Origin of the sequence: Nostoc sp. DedQUE04, assembly GCF_034530995.1 — a bacterium.
Classification (GTDB): domain Bacteria; phylum Cyanobacteriota; class Cyanobacteriia; order Cyanobacteriales; family Nostocaceae; genus Nostoc.
This window is the reverse complement of sequence record NZ_JAVRCA010000009.1, coordinates 21,565-37,146: the sequence shown is the minus strand read 5'-3', so window position 1 is coordinate 37,146 and position 15,582 is coordinate 21,565. Positions and strand designations below refer to the sequence as shown.

Sequence of the window (15,582 nt, the reverse complement as noted above, 5' to 3'; positions counted from 1 at the left end):
AGGTACAACACTCATCCTAAAATTGTATAAATATATGTAGGGCATTAAAAAGACAGTATAAAAAGACAGCAAAGTATGAATAGCACACAAGCTGCTCTAAGAGATGAAATTCGAGAACTGGCTGACGAAGCTTTTCACCAAAAGCTGATCTCTGGACATGGGGATGGCCCAGACATGAATGAATATCAAATTGTCTACCAAGGCAAACCCAGGCATCTCCCACTCGAACAAGCACGTTTTTTCTTAACTAACTTGCTTTACAAAAGTCGGATTCATTAGAACTTGCCATCAGATATCTATTTGCATCTAGCTAGGGTCAATACCAATTACTCGCATCGCCCGATAAATCTCCAATAGATCGTTAGCAGTATTGCCAAAAATGCCTCTAGAAAATACTTCTAGAGGCAGTTGATGTTGTAGATTTTATTTAGTGACTGGAAAATTAAATAATTTTTCAGAAAAGTATTTTGGTCTAATTGCGATGTCTAACGACAAGCCGCTTCTGTACGAACGCGAATAGGGTGTCGCAGACAGACGCTTTGCGTAGCAAGATCCCCGTAGGGGTATGCGTCTACGCAAATGTTAACCCTACTTTTATCAAGTAATCTATCAAAGGGATGATTTGATACATTGAATTGTCATGTTTTAGTGAAATTTATTAACTCAAATCCCAGGGGGCATCATGGTTGAAAGTAATATCAAAAAGCAGTTAGTAATTATTGGGGGAGCCGAAGATAAAGAGGGAGATTCCGTAATTTTGCGGGACTTTGTCAGACGTGCTGGAGGTACAAAGGCATATATTGTAATTCTGACAGCAGCCACAGAACTACCAAGAGAAGTGGGAGAAAATTACATCAGAGTGTTTGAGCGCCTGGGAGCCGAAACTGTTCGCATTATTGATACAGAAACCCGTGAAGATGCAGCTTCATCTACCGCGTTGGAAGCTATTAATAAAGCAACTGGGGTGTTTTTTACAGGGGGAGATCAAGCTCGTATTACCAACATCCTCAAGGACACCGAAATCGATGCGGCGATTCACCAACGCTTTTCTGAAGGCGCAGTTATCGCAGGCACAAGCGCCGGAGCTGCTGTGATGCCAGACGTAATGATTGTGGAAGGCGACTCAGAAACACATCCTCGGATTGAAACTGTCGATATGGGCCCAGGTATGGGATTTTTACCAGGGGTAGTAATTGACCAGCATTTTTCCCAACGGGGACGCTTAGGACGTTTAATATCAGCTTTGGTACTACAGCCTGCTGTCTTAGGATTTGGTATTGATGAAAATACCGCTATGGTAGTGGTAGATAACCAAGTTGAAGTAATTGGTGAAGGTGCGGTTACGATTGTTGATGAATCAGAAGCTACATATAACAATGTGGACGAAATTTTGAAGGATGAGTCTTTGGCAATTTGTGGAGCAAAGCTTCATATTTTGCCACATGGCTTCAAATTTGACCTGAAAACTCGTCAACCTCTCGTAAACAATGGCTCTGTATCAAATGCCTCTCAACCACTTGCTTCAATTAACACTTAACTTTTAGCAAGTGTATTTAAACAGAAAGTTTTATTGAACAGAATTCAGGAGTCAAAATTCTGAATTCTGCATTCTTCTTCAACTAATTGCTGTAATATCCCTTGTCTGAACCTTTAATAGGCAGGGGATATCAAAGCGCTTCAAAACCTGAGTTTAAGCGAAATACAGTTTGCATAGTAGTTAAGTTTTTAACAATCTGGTATAGCAAAGAGTGATATTTAAAATAACCATCTTCACCAAAGTAAGTAAGGTAGAAAGAATATCAAGGCGATTTCCTTAAACTATAAAAACTGTCAGAACGAATCTGACTGCCATTTCGCCAAACTTCAACTCTTTGTGGAGTGACTAAATAATAAAAACTACCATTATCTGCTCGATATCTGTCTTTACCAATATTCAAAGCTACTATCTTTATAGGCTTGCTTGGGGCTTGCTTCAATTGCCCAATATAAAATAATTGACCATTTTCTTTACAGACTTTTATACGAGAGCTTATAGTCTCACCTTCAATAAGACTAATTCCATTACATTTAGTATCAGCGCTTACAGGTGCAAAATCTATAGGAATTGGCTGCTGTGAGGGTGAAACTTGATTTGCTATTGGAGGTGGCGAAACTGGGCGGTTCTGGTTATCCACTTGCTGAATTTTAGAACCAAAGCCAACACTTGCAGTTACGGATGTCAACAAACGAAGAGGGTCAACTGCTATTCGACCATTTGGATGAACTTCAAAGTGCAAATGAGGTGCTGTACTATTGCCTGTAGATCCCATCTCGGCAATCATTTGACCTTGAATAACCTGTTGACCCTTGCTCACTAATAAACGGCGATTGTGACCATAAACAGTAGTGCTGCCGTCGAGATGTTTAATAGTTATGGCATTTCCTAATCCCCAATTATCCCAACCTGCTTTAACAACTGTACCGGATGCCGCAGCAATAACAGGAGTTCCAGATGCCCCTGCAATATCAATGCCTTCATGTTGATATTTGCGGAAGCCTTGAGAAATAAACCCTTTAGTTGGCCAGATTAAGTTAGCAGTAGGGATAGGAGTTTGCCCAATTGGGGAATCGCTTGCCAATTGTGTTAAGGCAGATTTAGGTGTAGTTAATACAGCGCTTAAGGATATTAACCCAACTAGTCCATAAGTACGGTATCGATAAATTATAGCTTTTTGCATAAGTTGTAAGTCTATTAGAACAATAATTCAGACACTTTCTGATTATTTGTTGTTTCAAGCTTACTCGGAAAATATCAGGAAATCTTTAAGCTGTTACGCAAAAAGAAAAGCACATCAACTGGTGTACCCCTCTGGGGAAGCAAGCTACGCGCAGCGTCTCCTTCAGGAGAGGTTGTCCTAAGTCAATTGTCCAAAGTCCAATTGGTAAACACAAATGACTAATGACTAATGACGGTCTACACAGAAAATAGTGCAATATGTAGGCGCGTTAGCTTAGTGAGTTTATAGCTTTTTAGCTTGTTAGATTTTGAATTCACCAACGAGGTCTTGATTTTATATCATGTCTACAGTAAAAAAATAGGTGAGTTAAACTTGCCTAACCCACCCGATAAAATTAAACATTAGAGAAATATTAGAGAAATTAACCATTAAAAACGCGACTGCGCCATTTATTCAACCGAGCTTCCCCAATTGTTGCAGATCGTCGAGCATCAGCAATTTGCTCTTGCAAAGCTGAAATCTGTTTTTCTTGGGCGTCAGCTTGCTGTTGCAAAGATGTATATTCACCTGTGCTGGTGGGCAAACTAGAAGACTGCCAAGTACTACTAAATTTTGTTGTGCCGATGCTGGCAAATGGCCGTAAGTCTGCTAATTGTTGTTGCAAAGTTGCAATCTGGCTTTCTTGCTCTTTAATTTTTTGCCGCAAGCTTTCTTCGGCTGCTGTGGAAGCTGCAATAAAGGTATTAACTGGAGCAGCAGTTTCTGGCTTGGGCTTGAATATTTCAGCCAGCAATGCACTAATATCTGTGAGTTTCTGTCTGCCGTAAGGAGCGTTGGTAATTAGCGATCGCACCAGTTGAGGTTCATTATTAGTTGCTAAGTTCTTATCACTGCTAGAGTTGCTCCGCAGCAGTTGTAACATATTGGTAAATTCCAATATCTTTTTGCCCGTTTGAGTTTTATAACCCCGATAATATGGCACTATGTTCTCGCCAAAGGCATCTAGATACTCGTCGCTATCAAGATAAGAATCAATATCCGCTTCAAAACCTTTCTCATCTAGAATGTTGCTGTGATGTATCGTCTCAGAGTAATCATCAGGAGCGCGACCCAACAGGTGCTTAAAGTTAAGTTCAATTGCTCGGTAGCGGTAAACGTTATCAAAAAATCTAGAGCGATATAACTCTGATTTGGCAACTTGACGCACAAACTCACGCACATCGATTATACCTTGCTTGAGTTGGGATTCTGGAACTACGAGCCGCTCACTTTCCATGATGTAAGCATTACCCAACACTTGCCGATAAACTGCTCGAATTACAATTTCAATGTCATCAACTGAAGCAGTAGTCCACAGTTCTATAGGTTCTATTTGGGGAAATGCTTGATATTGGCGTCGTCTGGTTTCTTCGTCTAAGAAGGTCTGCATAGTTGGCTTATTGTGGGTAAGGGGAACTAATTTGTCAAGTAAAATAAAATTTCTGTAGCAGGGTGGCAATACTAAAATGCAAAGCCATAACAGTCCCTACTTAAGATTTACTAATTCCTGGTTATTGATATTAACTTATCAACTTTTGGTGATTTTTTTAGTTACATTTTCTAACAAACTTAGACGGCTAACTATTAATAACTAACAGCTAATCACAATGAGAAATTAGCAATTAGACATTAATAATTAGCCGTCAACCCCCTTGGGGAGTATTTAAAATTCAAAACTTAATTTTGAATTAGAGTATAAACGCCTGTCAGAACAATTTCTACAGGATAGTAACTCTCAAGCACGCTCATCAAATCTAGTGTAGAAACCACCGTATTTGATCCAGTATTGTTTCAAAGTATGATGAGGTGTATGTAAACTGGCTTTTGCCTGATATAAAATTACTTGGCGATGATCGCCCATCCAAATTTTGTTAACTGGGTCAACGGATATTACTGTCCCTCCTAAAGAAGCAACGCATTCAGAGAATCTCTCAATCGTTGTATATTCTAATGTCTCGAATATAAAAAAATTACCCGAACAAATCAAATGGCGGCTGCGAATCCAGCAGCGCATTTTTTTTTCAGCCAGTGGAGGCAACATTTTGGTTTTAACAGATTCAAGCTGAATCAACATGATGCGCTCACCGCACGTAATTCATCAGCAAAACTCTCCCGTTTTTCAAATTGTAATGGCCCAGCAGTAGATCCCCATATTTGCTTATGGGTTTCAATATCCATGCCTTTATCTAGACTTATCCAAGTACGCTCAGTTATTTCTACTTCGCTGACAAGATATGTCTGGCATCCATTGCGTTTAATCAGACATTGATTGCCTGGTTCCACACTACCTCGAAACATTTCACCTTCTCGTTGGAAAACCATTGAACAGTGATAACGCCGTTCGATGCTTTCTGGGGTGATGGTTTTGAGGATATCTAATTCACGAGCTGCACCTGCATAAAGCATCTGATCTTTCAAGCTGTAATTTTCGATATAAATGCGATCGCCCAAATCGACTAGTCGATGTACTCCTTGACGATAGGGTGTCCATAAATCATGGTCATAAGCTTGTTCAGAATAGAAACCGATGCCAGAAAAAAATTCAATCGGTAAAGGACGAAAATAAATGTGAATGTGGGCGTAAAGTTGCGGATTTGCAAAAGATTGCTTGTAATTGCTAAAATCTCCTGCCATCCAACAGGCTAAGGTGAGCAAATCGCTAGCGTTAGTGCTAGATTCGCTGGGCGCTATCGTCACGTCGCTTCGCTCCAAATTCAAAATTCAAAACTTGTACTGAGCTTGTCGAAGTATTCACGTATTACAATCTTCATAAATAAATTTAGGAGCTTGTATCCTTTTATGTTTTAACCTGATATTTGCTAATTGGTTTAAGACAAAGAGCGAATCTCTGAAGAAAAGGAAGCTGTAGTCACGCCTTTACCATCACTGGTTTTAATCGTCGCTACCCGAAATCGGAGATTTGGGTTAGCAAACCAAATTCGCTCCTCAGCAGCAGCGAGTTCATACTGTGTTAACAGGGTAAAAATACCATCATTGCTCAGATGATATTTAGCCACTGCTGGGATTGTTTCAGCGTATCCCTTGTCCCGCAGGAGTTTTCCTCTAGAAGGATTTTCGACATCGGGAATTGGTACTAGTACAGTACTGCCAGAGATTGGTTTATCGTCCCAATCTGACTCACCTTCCCAAGTCATCCGAAAAGGGTGGGTGATACTACTGGGTTCAGTGTCATACAATTGACAGATTGCTACCACTGCTGGATCGTTGGTGGATAGAGACTCAATGTCAATGTTAGATAATACCTCTTCAAAGTGGGCGAATGCTAAATGATGAGCGCTACGCTGCGATCGCCATCGTCCAATTGAAAGTTCAAAAAATTCAGTAATTTCCATTAGAAAAGCGATTTTAAAAAAGTAGCTTAAAATCCAAGAGATATCTTGGTAAAAAAGAAAGTTATTCTCCTAGTCTATATGTTAGCCTCCTTGACTACAACTGAATTTGGGAGTGCTGAGTGTCGAGTGCTGAGTGCTGAGTTAGGAGTTAGGAGTACAGACGCGATTAATCGCGTCTGTACAAGAGTTAGAAGTTAGGAGTTTTCTTTTGTTTGCTTGTCTCCTTGTCCCTACTCCCTTACTTAGACAAATCTAAGCAACTTCAGTGATACTGATAATTTTGCCGCCTGTGCGATGAATGTTTTGCACTTGTCCAGACAGTTGGTTGTAGTTAACTACGTATTCCAGATTGCCCAGACGAGTACGGAGATTACCTGCACCTTTAACAGCTTTAATCAAGAAGCGTTTGTCGGTGCTGCTGACACTAGAACCAGCCGCGGGAGCTTTGATGGATGTGGGTAAATTGGAACCGATATCACCAATCAGTTTGGCTTTGCGATCGCTATCGCTGCTAGCGAATCCTCTGACTAAGCTAAAGGTGCGGTTAAAGGTAACATTCTTAATTCCGACTTGGGAGCTGGTGCTGCGAACATAGGGAACAATATTCTCGCCAAAATTCTGCTGATATTCGTTGCTATCGATATAGGATTCGATCTCAGCATCATAGCCCTGTTCGTTATAGATGCGGACGTGTTCGGAAATTTCTGCTTGATCGGCAGGAGGACGCCCTAGCAGGTGTTTGAAGTTCAGTTCAATGAACCGATACTGAGAAGAAGAGTTGAAAAACAGGGATTGATAAAGTTCTGATTTCGCAACCATGTTAACGAATTCGCGAACGCTGATTTTGCGATCGCGCAATTGCGATTCAGCAGTGGCTAGTCGCTCACTTGACAACAAGTGAGCATTACCCAAAACCTGTTTGTAAACTGCCCGAATCAGTGTTTGTAATTCACTTTCGCTGGTGTTCGGACGCAGTTCAACATTAGGTGAATCAATTGCCCAAAGTGACATTGAGGTATCTCCTGAAAAACGCTAATTTAATTTAATTTCCGAGCATCCTACCCCTTATGGAGGTAGAATTTCCCATCAGTTGTCAGTTATTTTTGCTACTGACTAGCTTTTGTAAAACTTTAGTTTGTGAAAGTGTGTTAAATGTCTTCGTATATCACAACTGACGGCGGAATTGGTCAAACTCCAGATTAGCGATCGCTTTGGCTAACTTTTGATAGGTCGGGATTTACGCAAAAAATAGCCGAAAATCATTCTTTTCAGGTAAGGGCAATTTTATGTAGATGCATACTTCTAGGTGGAAGCTAGCTACGCGGAGTGTCTCGCTCAGAAGCGGCTTTCCGCAAGGTATTGCCCTTGAACGCGTTTAGTTTTGCGTAAATCCCAGAACGAGTCACACTGGGGATTGAAAGATTAGAGACTGAGTACAGCAGAATTATTTCCCAATCCCTAATCTCTAAATTTCCAATTTCTATTCTTTAGTTGACAGGGGTAATACTGGCGATCGTGCCGCCCTGCTTGTGAATCCGCTGATACTCTTGTGAAAGCTTATTGTATGGCACGAAAAAGACTTGGTTACTGCGGCGAAACTTGGAAATGTTATTTACCACATTTGCCTTGTAGCCAGTAACTTCAATCCGGTATACCTTACCATCATCACCAGATCCCACACCCTGACGAGTGCGAGGGGTAGATGTTGGGTTGCGGAATGTAGCGCCCTTGCTGGCTGGTGAAACTACAGGAGTAGGCGTGCTTTGAATTAGCAAACTGTTTAATTTTGGTTGTTTGCCAGCTAAGTCACCTTTCAGGCTGCTGCTAGAAGAACCACGTACCAGTTGAAACAAGTGGGTAAACTGAACCAAATTCTGGATAGCTTCGGTTTTGTAGCCCCGAATATAAGGCACAATGTTTTCGCCAAAAGTTTCTTGGTATTCGTCGCTGTCTAGATAGGAATCAATCTCACCCTCAAAGCCCTTTGTATCCAGAATAGTGCTGTGTGTACGCGTTTCTTCTAAATTCAATGGCGCACGACCAAGGAAATGTCTGAAATTTAATTCAATCGCCCGATAACGAGGGGCGTTATCAAAAAACCGCGAACGGTAAAGTTCCGACTTCCCGACTTGACGCACAAACCCGCGAACGCTAATCTCACCCCGTTTGAGTTGAGATTCAGCAACAGAAAGCCGCTCACTCTCCATTACATAAGCGTTGCCTAGAACTTGTTTATAGACAGTTCTAATTACGGTTTCAACATCCTCATTAGAGCGATTTGGCCACAGATCGACGGGATCGGTGTCTTCAAACAGAGCGACCCCTAATCGTGATACTGGTCCAAAAGCCATTCAAACTATCTCCCAGTTAACAACTAAATTTTATGAGAAGGATATTCAGCAGATGTTAAAAAACTTTACATCATAGTGACAAAGTAGGGGACATAGAGACTTTAAATCCTTATTAGTCGTGATGATTTTAAGTTTTTGCATCGTTTGCCTTTACACATTGTGATACGATGCTGAAACCATATTTATTAAAATTTGTTAAGTTAAATTATACTTTAGAGAAAATTTAGCTTTTTTTTAGTATTGGATTTGCAATTGGGATGCAAGTGATGGTATTTTGCCATTCCCTTAAGCCAGAGTATTAATTGTGCTGAGTCACTTAAGTTTATCTCAATCAGTGGGCATGAATAAATTCAACTATCTTACGCAATATAAAATTAAGTAATATTGTTTGTTAGTCAGGGCTGAAGCTCTGACTACAAACCTTTGATTATTCATGCCCACTTACGCTTAACTTATCGAATTTGGAAAGTAGCCAATTGGCTAATTAAATGGTCAAAATAGGGAGCAAGAATTTGCTGCCGGTCGGCTTGGCAGCGTTTCAAACTAGCAGTTTTGATGCTTTTTAAGCCTAAAATCATTGCATCCAATGGAACTTGTAATTCCTGATAGAGCAAATTCATATAATGCAGTCCTGTGGGACTTGTATATTCAGTGTGGCCACCTGCTATGCCATAAGTAATGCAGCGAAGAAAATGCCAAAAATCTCGCCAGCAAGCTTGGGCGCGTTCAGGTGGATAAAGACCGCCTCCAGGCTGGATAATTTCGGGATAAGTTGCTAAAACTTGTTCTCTAGATTCATCAACGATTTCGGCGGCGCGATCGCGTAACAATTGAGCAACAGGAATCAACTCAGAATTATCGGGTGACAAGGTTTTAATCTGCGATAAATCTTCGTCGCTGAGGTAGCGAAAAGCATCATCCGCAGCTTGAAATATAGCGATCGCTGCTTTTGGATGGGACTGTTCCCACTCAGCAAAGCTGACAATTCTAGCTTTGGCTATTAATTCTTTAACGGTTTCGCTTAATTGAGTCATTGATTTAGGGGATGGGGGATGGGGAATGGGGCATTGGGCATTGTGCTGGAAGGGGGACAAATCAATTCAAAATTCACGCATTCAAAATTCAAACATTTTAGAACTTCTGCCTCCTGCCTCCTGCCTCCTGCCTTTGCCTCTTCTTTTCCAATGCCCTATGCCCAATGCCCTAAAATAAAGAATAGCTGTACCAAATGCACTTATGGAAATCCATAAAATCCAAGCTGAACTAAAGAACCCAGATTTTCACTATCGTTTGAAGGCGATCGCTGCCCTCAATGATTATGAATCAGAAGTTGCAGTTCCTCTGCTCACCAGTAAACTTCATGACTCAGAATTTTTGGTGCGTTCTTTTGTGGCTAGAGGTTTGGGTAATCAACAATCAGCGGAATCTTTTGCAGCTTTGATGCAAATTATGAAATTTGATGATACTCCCAACGTGCGGGCTGAGGCGGCAAATTCGTTATCGCTATTTGGCAGAGTCGCAGTTTCTCATCTAGTTTTGGCATATTATCAGGATGACCACTGGCTAGTTAGACGGAGCATTTTGGCTGCGATCGCTGAAATGGATTGCCCTGAAGAACTATTTGATATATGCGTTCAGGGTTTAAAAGATGAAGATTTCACAGTTCAGGAATCTTCTGTTGATGCACTTGGCTTACTAGCTAATTCTAGTCAACATACTGCCGCATTATCCCAAATACTAACGTTGGTGAATGATGAATCTTGGCGGATGCGCGTGCGAGTTAGCTATGCTCTCAAACGATTTGATGAACCGGAAGCAAAAGCAGCCTTGAACCAACTCAGACAGGATAAAGATCACCGGGTTGTCGGCGCCGCTTTAGAAGACCTATTGCCACAATAGCGCTGTGGGTTTGTCTGCAATGCAATATTGTGAGAAAACTTATCAGATAAATAGTAAACATTTTATTTTACCTTAAATTTGACCAAAATATCCGGTTAATCTGCCAAAATCTGGAATAAAAGATCAACTTTTTCGAGATGAGGAGGCATTTGTGACTGATATACAAACTGGTCAAATGACTTGGCGATTACCAGGTTCCTCAGAAATTGCCTTACATTTGCGGCATAATGCTTCGGAACCTTGGCGATCGTATAAAGAATTTCCCCAATATGTTCTACCCGATCCGCCTGGTTTTTCCGAAGGATACGCGACATTTTTAGCACTCCTGAAAAAGAACTGGCAGCCGTTGTAAACTCACTACAGAGCAACTGGTCAAACAATTTTGGATCGATTTATTTCGCTCACAAGGAGCGCGGCTTGCATCTAAAATCTAAAATTGGCACGGTCAAGCACTCAAACTTTCACGAGTTGTTTTGCGGGTATAGGCGTTCCAAACATCGAGTTCTGAATGTGGACGACTGGAAAGCATAGCTTTAGTTGCTTCTGTGAGTCCTTGAGCAAGAGTAAAATCTGCCCCAGCAATACTTTGAAGATGCTCCATCTCTGCATCACTGAGATCGGTTGCTCGCAGGTCTGTATCCCGCAAATCGGCTCCTGTCAATCGAGCATTCCGTAAGCAAGCCCCTGTCAAATAAGCTTTTGTCAGATCGGCACCACTTAAAGAAGCACCTTGCAAATTGGCTCCTGTCAAGTCAGCGCCACTCAGATAGGCTCCACGCAGATTAGCACCTTGTAAATCTGCATTTCGTAAAGAAGCTGTATTCAGAAAAGCACCATTGAGATTAGCACCCGGCCCTACCGCTCCCGAAGTTTTGTAGTTATATTCTTCGGGCCATTTCGTTTGTAAATCATAACGTGCTACTTGGAGTTTGGCTCCCTCCAAATTTGCGCCACTGAGATTTGCTTGTTGGAGATCAGCACGGTTTAAATAGGCTCCCTGCAAATTAGCCCCACTCAAATCGGCTCCTTGCAGATTAGCGCCTCGCAAATCTGCCCCACTCAAATCGAGATTACTTAATAGCACTTCACTGAGGTCGGCTCCTAATAGATTGGCTTTACTCAAGTTAGCTTGTCGGAAATCGACTTCCTTGAGATTAAATTGGTACAAATCTATCGAATCCACAGGGATTCCGGCTTTCAGGGCTGTTAAGATTTCTGGAGTTGGACTGGGGCGAACGCTTGTAATAAGTTGAATTTCACTATTTGTCATCAGCTGATTAAAATATCACTTTTGGAGTTATTCTACACTTTAGCTAAACCGGGACTTCATCTCATCACTCAGTATTAATAACGCCAAAATTTGATAAAACGAGGTTTCAAAACAGATGCATATAATACCGCCTTTGACAATGATCGATTTCTTCCGTAAAAGTGAGGGTACGTGGTTTACGGAACGCGCCGTTCATCATTTTGACTCGGCGGCGGATGAGTCGGGGGAGTCGAATTTGATTATAAAAGTCATGGAAAAGGACGATCCGAAAGTCCAAGAAGTTTGTAAAGCCCAAGGGATAGATCCTAATAAAGCAACAAGCGGTGCTAGCTTTGCATGGCAAGCTAACCTAGATACCAGGCTACCGAATACCGATAATGCAGCGATTTTGGTTGATGTTCCCGACGAAACGAGGCGTTCTGGAAAACTGATTCGCAACCAAGGCTATGTTGAGAGCATTCCGGTTGTGAGCCGATATCGATTTGCTGATGATGGAGTACTGACGATTGATACTGACTATGACAACAATCAAGGTCAGGAACGTTGTTGGTTTGTTACGGATGATTTTCGTGTCAGAGTCAGTACAGTACGAATGATGAACGGAATTAACTTGATGACTTATTGTTCGGAGCGTCGCTGTGTTTCCCAAGAAGTCTTGCAGCAAATGATCGGTCGCAATCATGCTAGGCGTTAGTGGGATTGGGCATTGGGGACTGGGGACTGGGAACTGGGGACTGGGAACTGGGGACTGGGAAATAATTTTCTTAATTCCCAATGCCCAATGCCCAATGCCCAATGCCCAATGCCCAATGCCCAATCCCCCATTAAGGAATGTTGCTTTGTTTCTCATAAATGAGACGTGCGCGATCGCCATAACTTATTTTCATGCAAGGGTTAACAAATCATGCTCCATGTATAAGCCTTTCCTGGAATTTTTAGAAAAAGAGCTATTTCAGCGATTTGATTTACAAAGTAGGGTCATTCCCCCTGGTTTGGAATTCAAAGTTAGCGATCGCGGTAGAAACCCAGCAACTATTCGCAGTTGGTGTTACCAATCTCAAGAGTTGCGGAAAATTCGCTATACCTACATTGATGCTGGGGAAAGCGCTCAAATTTTTAACAGCGTGATTTATCCCAGTCACGATTACGATTTACCTCTGTTAGGGATTGATTTTTTATCCTTTGGGAAAGTCAAAAACCTGATTGTGCTTGATTTCCAGCCTTTATTTCAGGATGAAGATTATCAAAAAAAATATATAGTTCCGCTGAAATCTCTGCATGATAAATACCCAGATTTGGCGCAAAACTTAGAAATGAAGTTTTACGATGCCAACCAGTATTTTTCTAAATACCTATTGTTTGCCAAAACCGACCCGGAAACAGTGGCAACACGAGTCTTTGAAGCTTTTCAGGATTATTTAAACTTGTATTGGCAAATGTTAGCAGATGCCAAACCGCTCCAAGACCCTAAAGATATCCAGCGGATTGTCAAAGCCCAAAAAGACTATGACCAATATAGTGCAGACCGCGATCCCGCATCTGGTTTGTTTAGCAGTTACTTTGGTCATGAATGGGCAGAACGCTTTCTCCATGAATTCTTATTTGAAGATGCTGTTCCCCTAGCAGTCGGTGTCGGCAAAAGATAATTGGCATTGGGCATTGGGGATTATTAATTTTGAATTCGGAGCGAAGCAACGTGACGCTTTATCAGCCATTTCTCGATTATGCGATCGCCTATATGCGATCGCGTTTGGATTTACAGCCCTATCCTATCCCCACTGGATTTGAGTCCAAGAGTGCTGTTGTGGGCAAGGGAAAGAATCAGGAAGAAGTTGTCACCACCAGTTATGCCTTTCAAACTTCAAAATTGCGGCAAATTCGGGCAGCTCACGTACAAGGTGGCAATTCGCTGCAAGTGCTGAATTTTGTGATTTTTCCCCGCCTCAACTACGATTTACCCTTTTTTGGGGCAGATTTGGTGACATTGCCAGGAGGACATCTAATTGCTTTGGATATGCAGCCGCTATTTCGGGATGATTCAGCATATCAGGCGAAATATACTGAACCAATTTTGCCTATTTTCCACACCCACCAGCAACATCTATCCTGGGGAGGAGATTTTCCCGAAGAAGCACAGCCTTTTTTCTCTCCCGCTTTTCTGTGGACTCGTCCCCAAGAAACGGCTGTAGTAGAAACTCAGGTGTTTGCCGCTTTCAAAGACTATTTGAAAGCTTATCTCGATTTCGTAGAGCAGGCAGAACCAATAACAGATTCCCAAAATTTAGTAGCCATTGAACAAGCCCAACTGCGATACCTCCGATATCGGGCTGAAAAAGACCCAGCGCGAGGAATGTTTAAACGCTTCTATGGTGCCGAATGGACTGAAGAGTATATTCACGGATTTTTATTTGACCTAGAGAGAAAATTAACAGCTATCAACTAAAAACTTTTTGACCTCACTCAGTGCTGAGTAGAGTGTCAATGAAGACTCGTTCAAGTCACGTTAAACTAGGAAAATAATCTAACTTATACCAATTCCAAAAATTTTGCAGCAGATACCCCACCTGCGCTGACGCACATCCTTACCAATGTATTGAGGACGATTGGGAATGGGTCTTATCTATATAATATATGTTGCATTCTTTTTTCAAATTGGTATTAGCTGTACTCAAACTAGTTTGTCTTCATAATGGTTTCCACCTTTCCCAATCCCGCTTCTGTCGATCTATCTCGCATCCGACTTTCTATTCGCTCATTGCAACCGCAATTAATAGAGTGGCGGCGGCGATTGCATCAACAACCAGAGTTGGGTTTTCAAGAAAAACTGACTGCTGAGTTTGTATCACAAAAGCTGCAAGAATGGGGAATTGAGCATCAAATTGGCATTGCCCACACTGGCATTGTTGCCACTATCAAGGGTAAAGAGGAAGTTTCAGAAACAATCCAAAATCCAAAAGTTTTAGCGATTCGTGCGGATATGGATGCTTTGCCAATCCAAGAACTCAACGAAGTGCCGTATAAATCGCAGCATGATGGAGTGATGCACGCTTGTGGACATGATGGACATACAGCGATCGCTTTAGGTACAGCTTATTATCTCCAGCAGCATCGCCAAGACTTCTCTGGTGTTGTAAAAATTATCTTTCAGCCAGCGGAAGAATCACCAGGAGGCGCAAAACCAATGATTGAAGCTGGAGTTTTGAAAAATCCTGATGTTGACGCGATTATTGGTTTGCACTTGTGGAATAATTTGCCTTTAGGAACAGTGGGTGTGCGGGCTGGCGCATTGATGGCAGCTGTGGAATGCTTTAACTGCACAATTTTGGGCAAAGGTGGACACGGCGCACTACCCCATCAAACTGTTGACTCCGTTGTTGTTGCTGCTCAAATTGTCAATGCTTTGCAAACTATTGTCGCTCGGAATGTTAATCCCATTGATTCAGCAGTAGTAACAGTGGGAGAACTTCACGCTGGAACCAAACGCAATGTCATTGCTGATACAGCGAGAATGAGTGCCACTGTCAGGTATTTTAATCCTAGTTTGAAAGGCTTTTTTAACCAGCGTGTCGAGCAGATTATTGCTGGAATTTGTCAGAGTCATGGTGCAAATTATGATTTAGAATATTGGTCACTTTATCCACCAGTAATTAATGATATTAAAATAGCAGAACTAGTGCGATCTGTAGCAGAACAAGTGGTAGAAACTCCTGTGGGTATCGTACCAGAATGCCAAACTATGGCTGCTGAAGATATGTCATTTTTTTTAGAAGAGGTTCCTGGTTGTTATTTCTTTCTGGGTTCTGCTAATCCCGCGAAAGACTTAGCATATCCCCATCATCATCCTCGGTTTGATTTTGACGAAACCGCCTTGGCAATGGGTGTGGAAATATTTGTTAGATGCGTGGAAAAGTACTTTGTTTCATGTCATTAGTCATTAGTCATTAGTCATTAGT

General features: G+C 41.7%; 17 protein-coding genes. 8 read left to right on the top strand and 9 right to left on the bottom strand.

All coding sequences use genetic code 11. The features are described 5' to 3' along the window. Nucleotides 1-75: 75 nt before the first annotated feature. Nucleotides 76-279, top strand: a complete 204-nt coding sequence (locus tag RM049_RS08505; RefSeq protein ID WP_322674187.1) for a hypothetical protein — start codon at nucleotides 76-78, stop codon at nucleotides 277-279. A 403-nt stretch (nucleotides 280-682) separates the two neighbouring features. Beyond that, entirely contained in the window at nucleotides 683-1,537 is an 855-nt protein-coding gene (locus RM049_RS08500) for a cyanophycinase (protein ID WP_322703872.1), read from the top strand. 262 nt (nucleotides 1,538-1,799) lie between these two features. Here the strand turns inward: RM049_RS08500 and RM049_RS08495 are convergent, their stop codons facing one another. From RM049_RS08495 to RM049_RS08460, 8 genes are all read right to left on the bottom strand, one after another. After that, nucleotides 1,800-2,717 (bottom strand): M23 family metallopeptidase, encoded by a 918-nt coding sequence (locus RM049_RS08495; RefSeq protein ID WP_322703871.1) that lies wholly within the window; start codon nucleotides 2,715-2,717, stop codon nucleotides 1,800-1,802. A 421-nt stretch (nucleotides 2,718-3,138) separates the two neighbouring features. Further along, nucleotides 3,139-4,146 carry a phycobilisome rod-core linker polypeptide gene (locus tag RM049_RS08490; RefSeq protein WP_322703870.1) on the bottom strand — a complete coding sequence of 336 codons (1,008 nt, stop codon included), beginning with the start codon at nucleotides 4,144-4,146 and terminating at the stop codon, nucleotides 3,139-3,141. A gap of 345 nt (nucleotides 4,147-4,491) precedes the next feature. Next, nucleotides 4,492-4,830 (bottom strand): CpeR family transcriptional regulator, encoded by a 339-nt coding sequence (locus RM049_RS08485; protein ID WP_099102916.1) that lies wholly within the window; start codon nucleotides 4,828-4,830, stop codon nucleotides 4,492-4,494. Further along, complete coding sequence (locus RM049_RS08480; protein ID WP_322674183.1) at nucleotides 4,824-5,453, bottom strand: chromophore lyase CpcT/CpeT; 630 nt, start codon at nucleotides 5,451-5,453, stop codon at nucleotides 4,824-4,826. The genes RM049_RS08485 and RM049_RS08480 overlap by 7 nt, the downstream gene beginning before the upstream one ends. A gap of 131 nt (nucleotides 5,454-5,584) precedes the next feature. Next, nucleotides 5,585-6,109, bottom strand: a complete 525-nt coding sequence (locus RM049_RS08475) for a phycobiliprotein lyase (RefSeq protein WP_322703869.1) — start codon at nucleotides 6,107-6,109, stop codon at nucleotides 5,585-5,587. 252 nt (nucleotides 6,110-6,361) lie between these two features. Then, complete coding sequence (locus RM049_RS08470; protein ID WP_322703868.1) at nucleotides 6,362-7,120, bottom strand: phycobilisome rod-core linker polypeptide; 759 nt, start codon at nucleotides 7,118-7,120, stop codon at nucleotides 6,362-6,364. A 476-nt stretch (nucleotides 7,121-7,596) separates the two neighbouring features. Then, on the bottom strand, nucleotides 7,597-8,460 hold the full coding sequence (locus RM049_RS08465) for a phycobilisome linker polypeptide (RefSeq protein ID WP_322703867.1): 864 nt from the start codon (nucleotides 8,458-8,460) through the stop codon (nucleotides 7,597-7,599). A gap of 452 nt (nucleotides 8,461-8,912) precedes the next feature. Then, the gene (locus tag RM049_RS08460; RefSeq protein ID WP_322682886.1) at nucleotides 8,913-9,494 is read right to left on the bottom strand and encodes a phycobilisome protein; all 582 of its coding nucleotides are present in this window, start codon (nucleotides 9,492-9,494) and stop codon (nucleotides 8,913-8,915) included. Between the two features lie 202 nt (nucleotides 9,495-9,696). On the opposite strand from RM049_RS08460, the gene RM049_RS08455 reads away from it, so the two are divergent. Together RM049_RS08455 and RM049_RS08450 are read left to right on the top strand one after the other, a co-directional pair. Then, the gene (locus RM049_RS08455) at nucleotides 9,697-10,359 is read left to right on the top strand and encodes a HEAT repeat domain-containing protein (protein WP_322682885.1); all 663 of its coding nucleotides are present in this window, start codon (nucleotides 9,697-9,699) and stop codon (nucleotides 10,357-10,359) included. 151 nt (nucleotides 10,360-10,510) lie between these two features. Further along, on the top strand, nucleotides 10,511-10,711 hold the full coding sequence (locus RM049_RS08450) for a hypothetical protein (protein ID WP_322674177.1): 201 nt from the start codon (nucleotides 10,511-10,513) through the stop codon (nucleotides 10,709-10,711). A gap of 93 nt (nucleotides 10,712-10,804) precedes the next feature. On the opposite strand, the gene RM049_RS08445 is transcribed toward RM049_RS08450, so the two are convergent. Next, a complete protein-coding gene (locus RM049_RS08445) occupies nucleotides 10,805-11,629 on the bottom strand; it encodes a pentapeptide repeat-containing protein (protein WP_322703866.1) in 825 nt (274 codons plus the stop codon). 115 nt (nucleotides 11,630-11,744) lie between these two features. Here RM049_RS08445 and RM049_RS08440 point away from each other — a divergent pair, with 115 nt between their 5' ends. The 4 genes from RM049_RS08440 to RM049_RS08425 all read left to right on the top strand — a co-directional run bounded on the left by RM049_RS08440 (nucleotide 11,745) and on the right by RM049_RS08425 (nucleotide 15,560). Next, nucleotides 11,745-12,323, top strand: coding sequence for a phycobiliprotein lyase (locus tag RM049_RS08440; RefSeq protein WP_322682882.1), 579 nt, complete (start codon nucleotides 11,745-11,747; stop codon nucleotides 12,321-12,323). A gap of 217 nt (nucleotides 12,324-12,540) precedes the next feature. Next, nucleotides 12,541-13,275, top strand: coding sequence for a 15,16-dihydrobiliverdin:ferredoxin oxidoreductase (locus tag RM049_RS08435; RefSeq protein ID WP_416212625.1), 735 nt, complete (start codon nucleotides 12,541-12,543; stop codon nucleotides 13,273-13,275). Nucleotides 13,276-13,325: 50 nt separating this feature from the next. Next, nucleotides 13,326-14,072, top strand: a complete 747-nt coding sequence (locus RM049_RS08430; RefSeq protein WP_322703865.1) for a phycoerythrobilin:ferredoxin oxidoreductase — start codon at nucleotides 13,326-13,328, stop codon at nucleotides 14,070-14,072. A 246-nt stretch (nucleotides 14,073-14,318) separates the two neighbouring features. Continuing rightward, nucleotides 14,319-15,560, top strand: coding sequence for a M20 family metallopeptidase (locus RM049_RS08425; RefSeq protein ID WP_322703864.1), 1,242 nt, complete (start codon nucleotides 14,319-14,321; stop codon nucleotides 15,558-15,560). The last annotated feature ends 22 nt before the right edge of the window (nucleotides 15,561-15,582 follow it).

Coding starts and splice junctions, on each gene's coding strand:
- RM049_RS08435 (WP_416212625.1), top strand. CDS start 12,541: ATGTATAAGCCTTTCCTGGAATTTTTAGAAAAAGAGCTATTTCAGCGA.
- RM049_RS08505 (WP_322674187.1), top strand. CDS start 76: ATGAATAGCACACAAGCTGCTCTAAGAGATGAAATTCGAGAACTGGCT.
- RM049_RS08490 (WP_322703870.1), bottom strand. CDS start 4,146: ATGCAGACCTTCTTAGACGAAGAAACCAGACGACGCCAATATCAAGCA.
- RM049_RS08455 (WP_322682885.1), top strand. CDS start 9,697: ATGGAAATCCATAAAATCCAAGCTGAACTAAAGAACCCAGATTTTCAC.
- RM049_RS08485 (WP_099102916.1), bottom strand. CDS start 4,830: ATGTTGATTCAGCTTGAATCTGTTAAAACCAAAATGTTGCCTCCACTG.
- RM049_RS08470 (WP_322703868.1), bottom strand. CDS start 7,120: ATGTCACTTTGGGCAATTGATTCACCTAATGTTGAACTGCGTCCGAAC.
- RM049_RS08425 (WP_322703864.1), top strand. CDS start 14,319: ATGGTTTCCACCTTTCCCAATCCCGCTTCTGTCGATCTATCTCGCATC.
- RM049_RS08465 (WP_322703867.1), bottom strand. CDS start 8,460: ATGGCTTTTGGACCAGTATCACGATTAGGGGTCGCTCTGTTTGAAGAC.
- RM049_RS08500 (WP_322703872.1), top strand. CDS start 683: ATGGTTGAAAGTAATATCAAAAAGCAGTTAGTAATTATTGGGGGAGCC.
- RM049_RS08495 (WP_322703871.1), bottom strand. CDS start 2,717: ATGCAAAAAGCTATAATTTATCGATACCGTACTTATGGACTAGTTGGG.
- RM049_RS08445 (WP_322703866.1), bottom strand. CDS start 11,629: ATGACAAATAGTGAAATTCAACTTATTACAAGCGTTCGCCCCAGTCCA.
- RM049_RS08440 (WP_322682882.1), top strand. CDS start 11,745: ATGCATATAATACCGCCTTTGACAATGATCGATTTCTTCCGTAAAAGT.
- RM049_RS08475 (WP_322703869.1), bottom strand. CDS start 6,109: ATGGAAATTACTGAATTTTTTGAACTTTCAATTGGACGATGGCGATCG.
- RM049_RS08460 (WP_322682886.1), bottom strand. CDS start 9,494: ATGACTCAATTAAGCGAAACCGTTAAAGAATTAATAGCCAAAGCTAGA.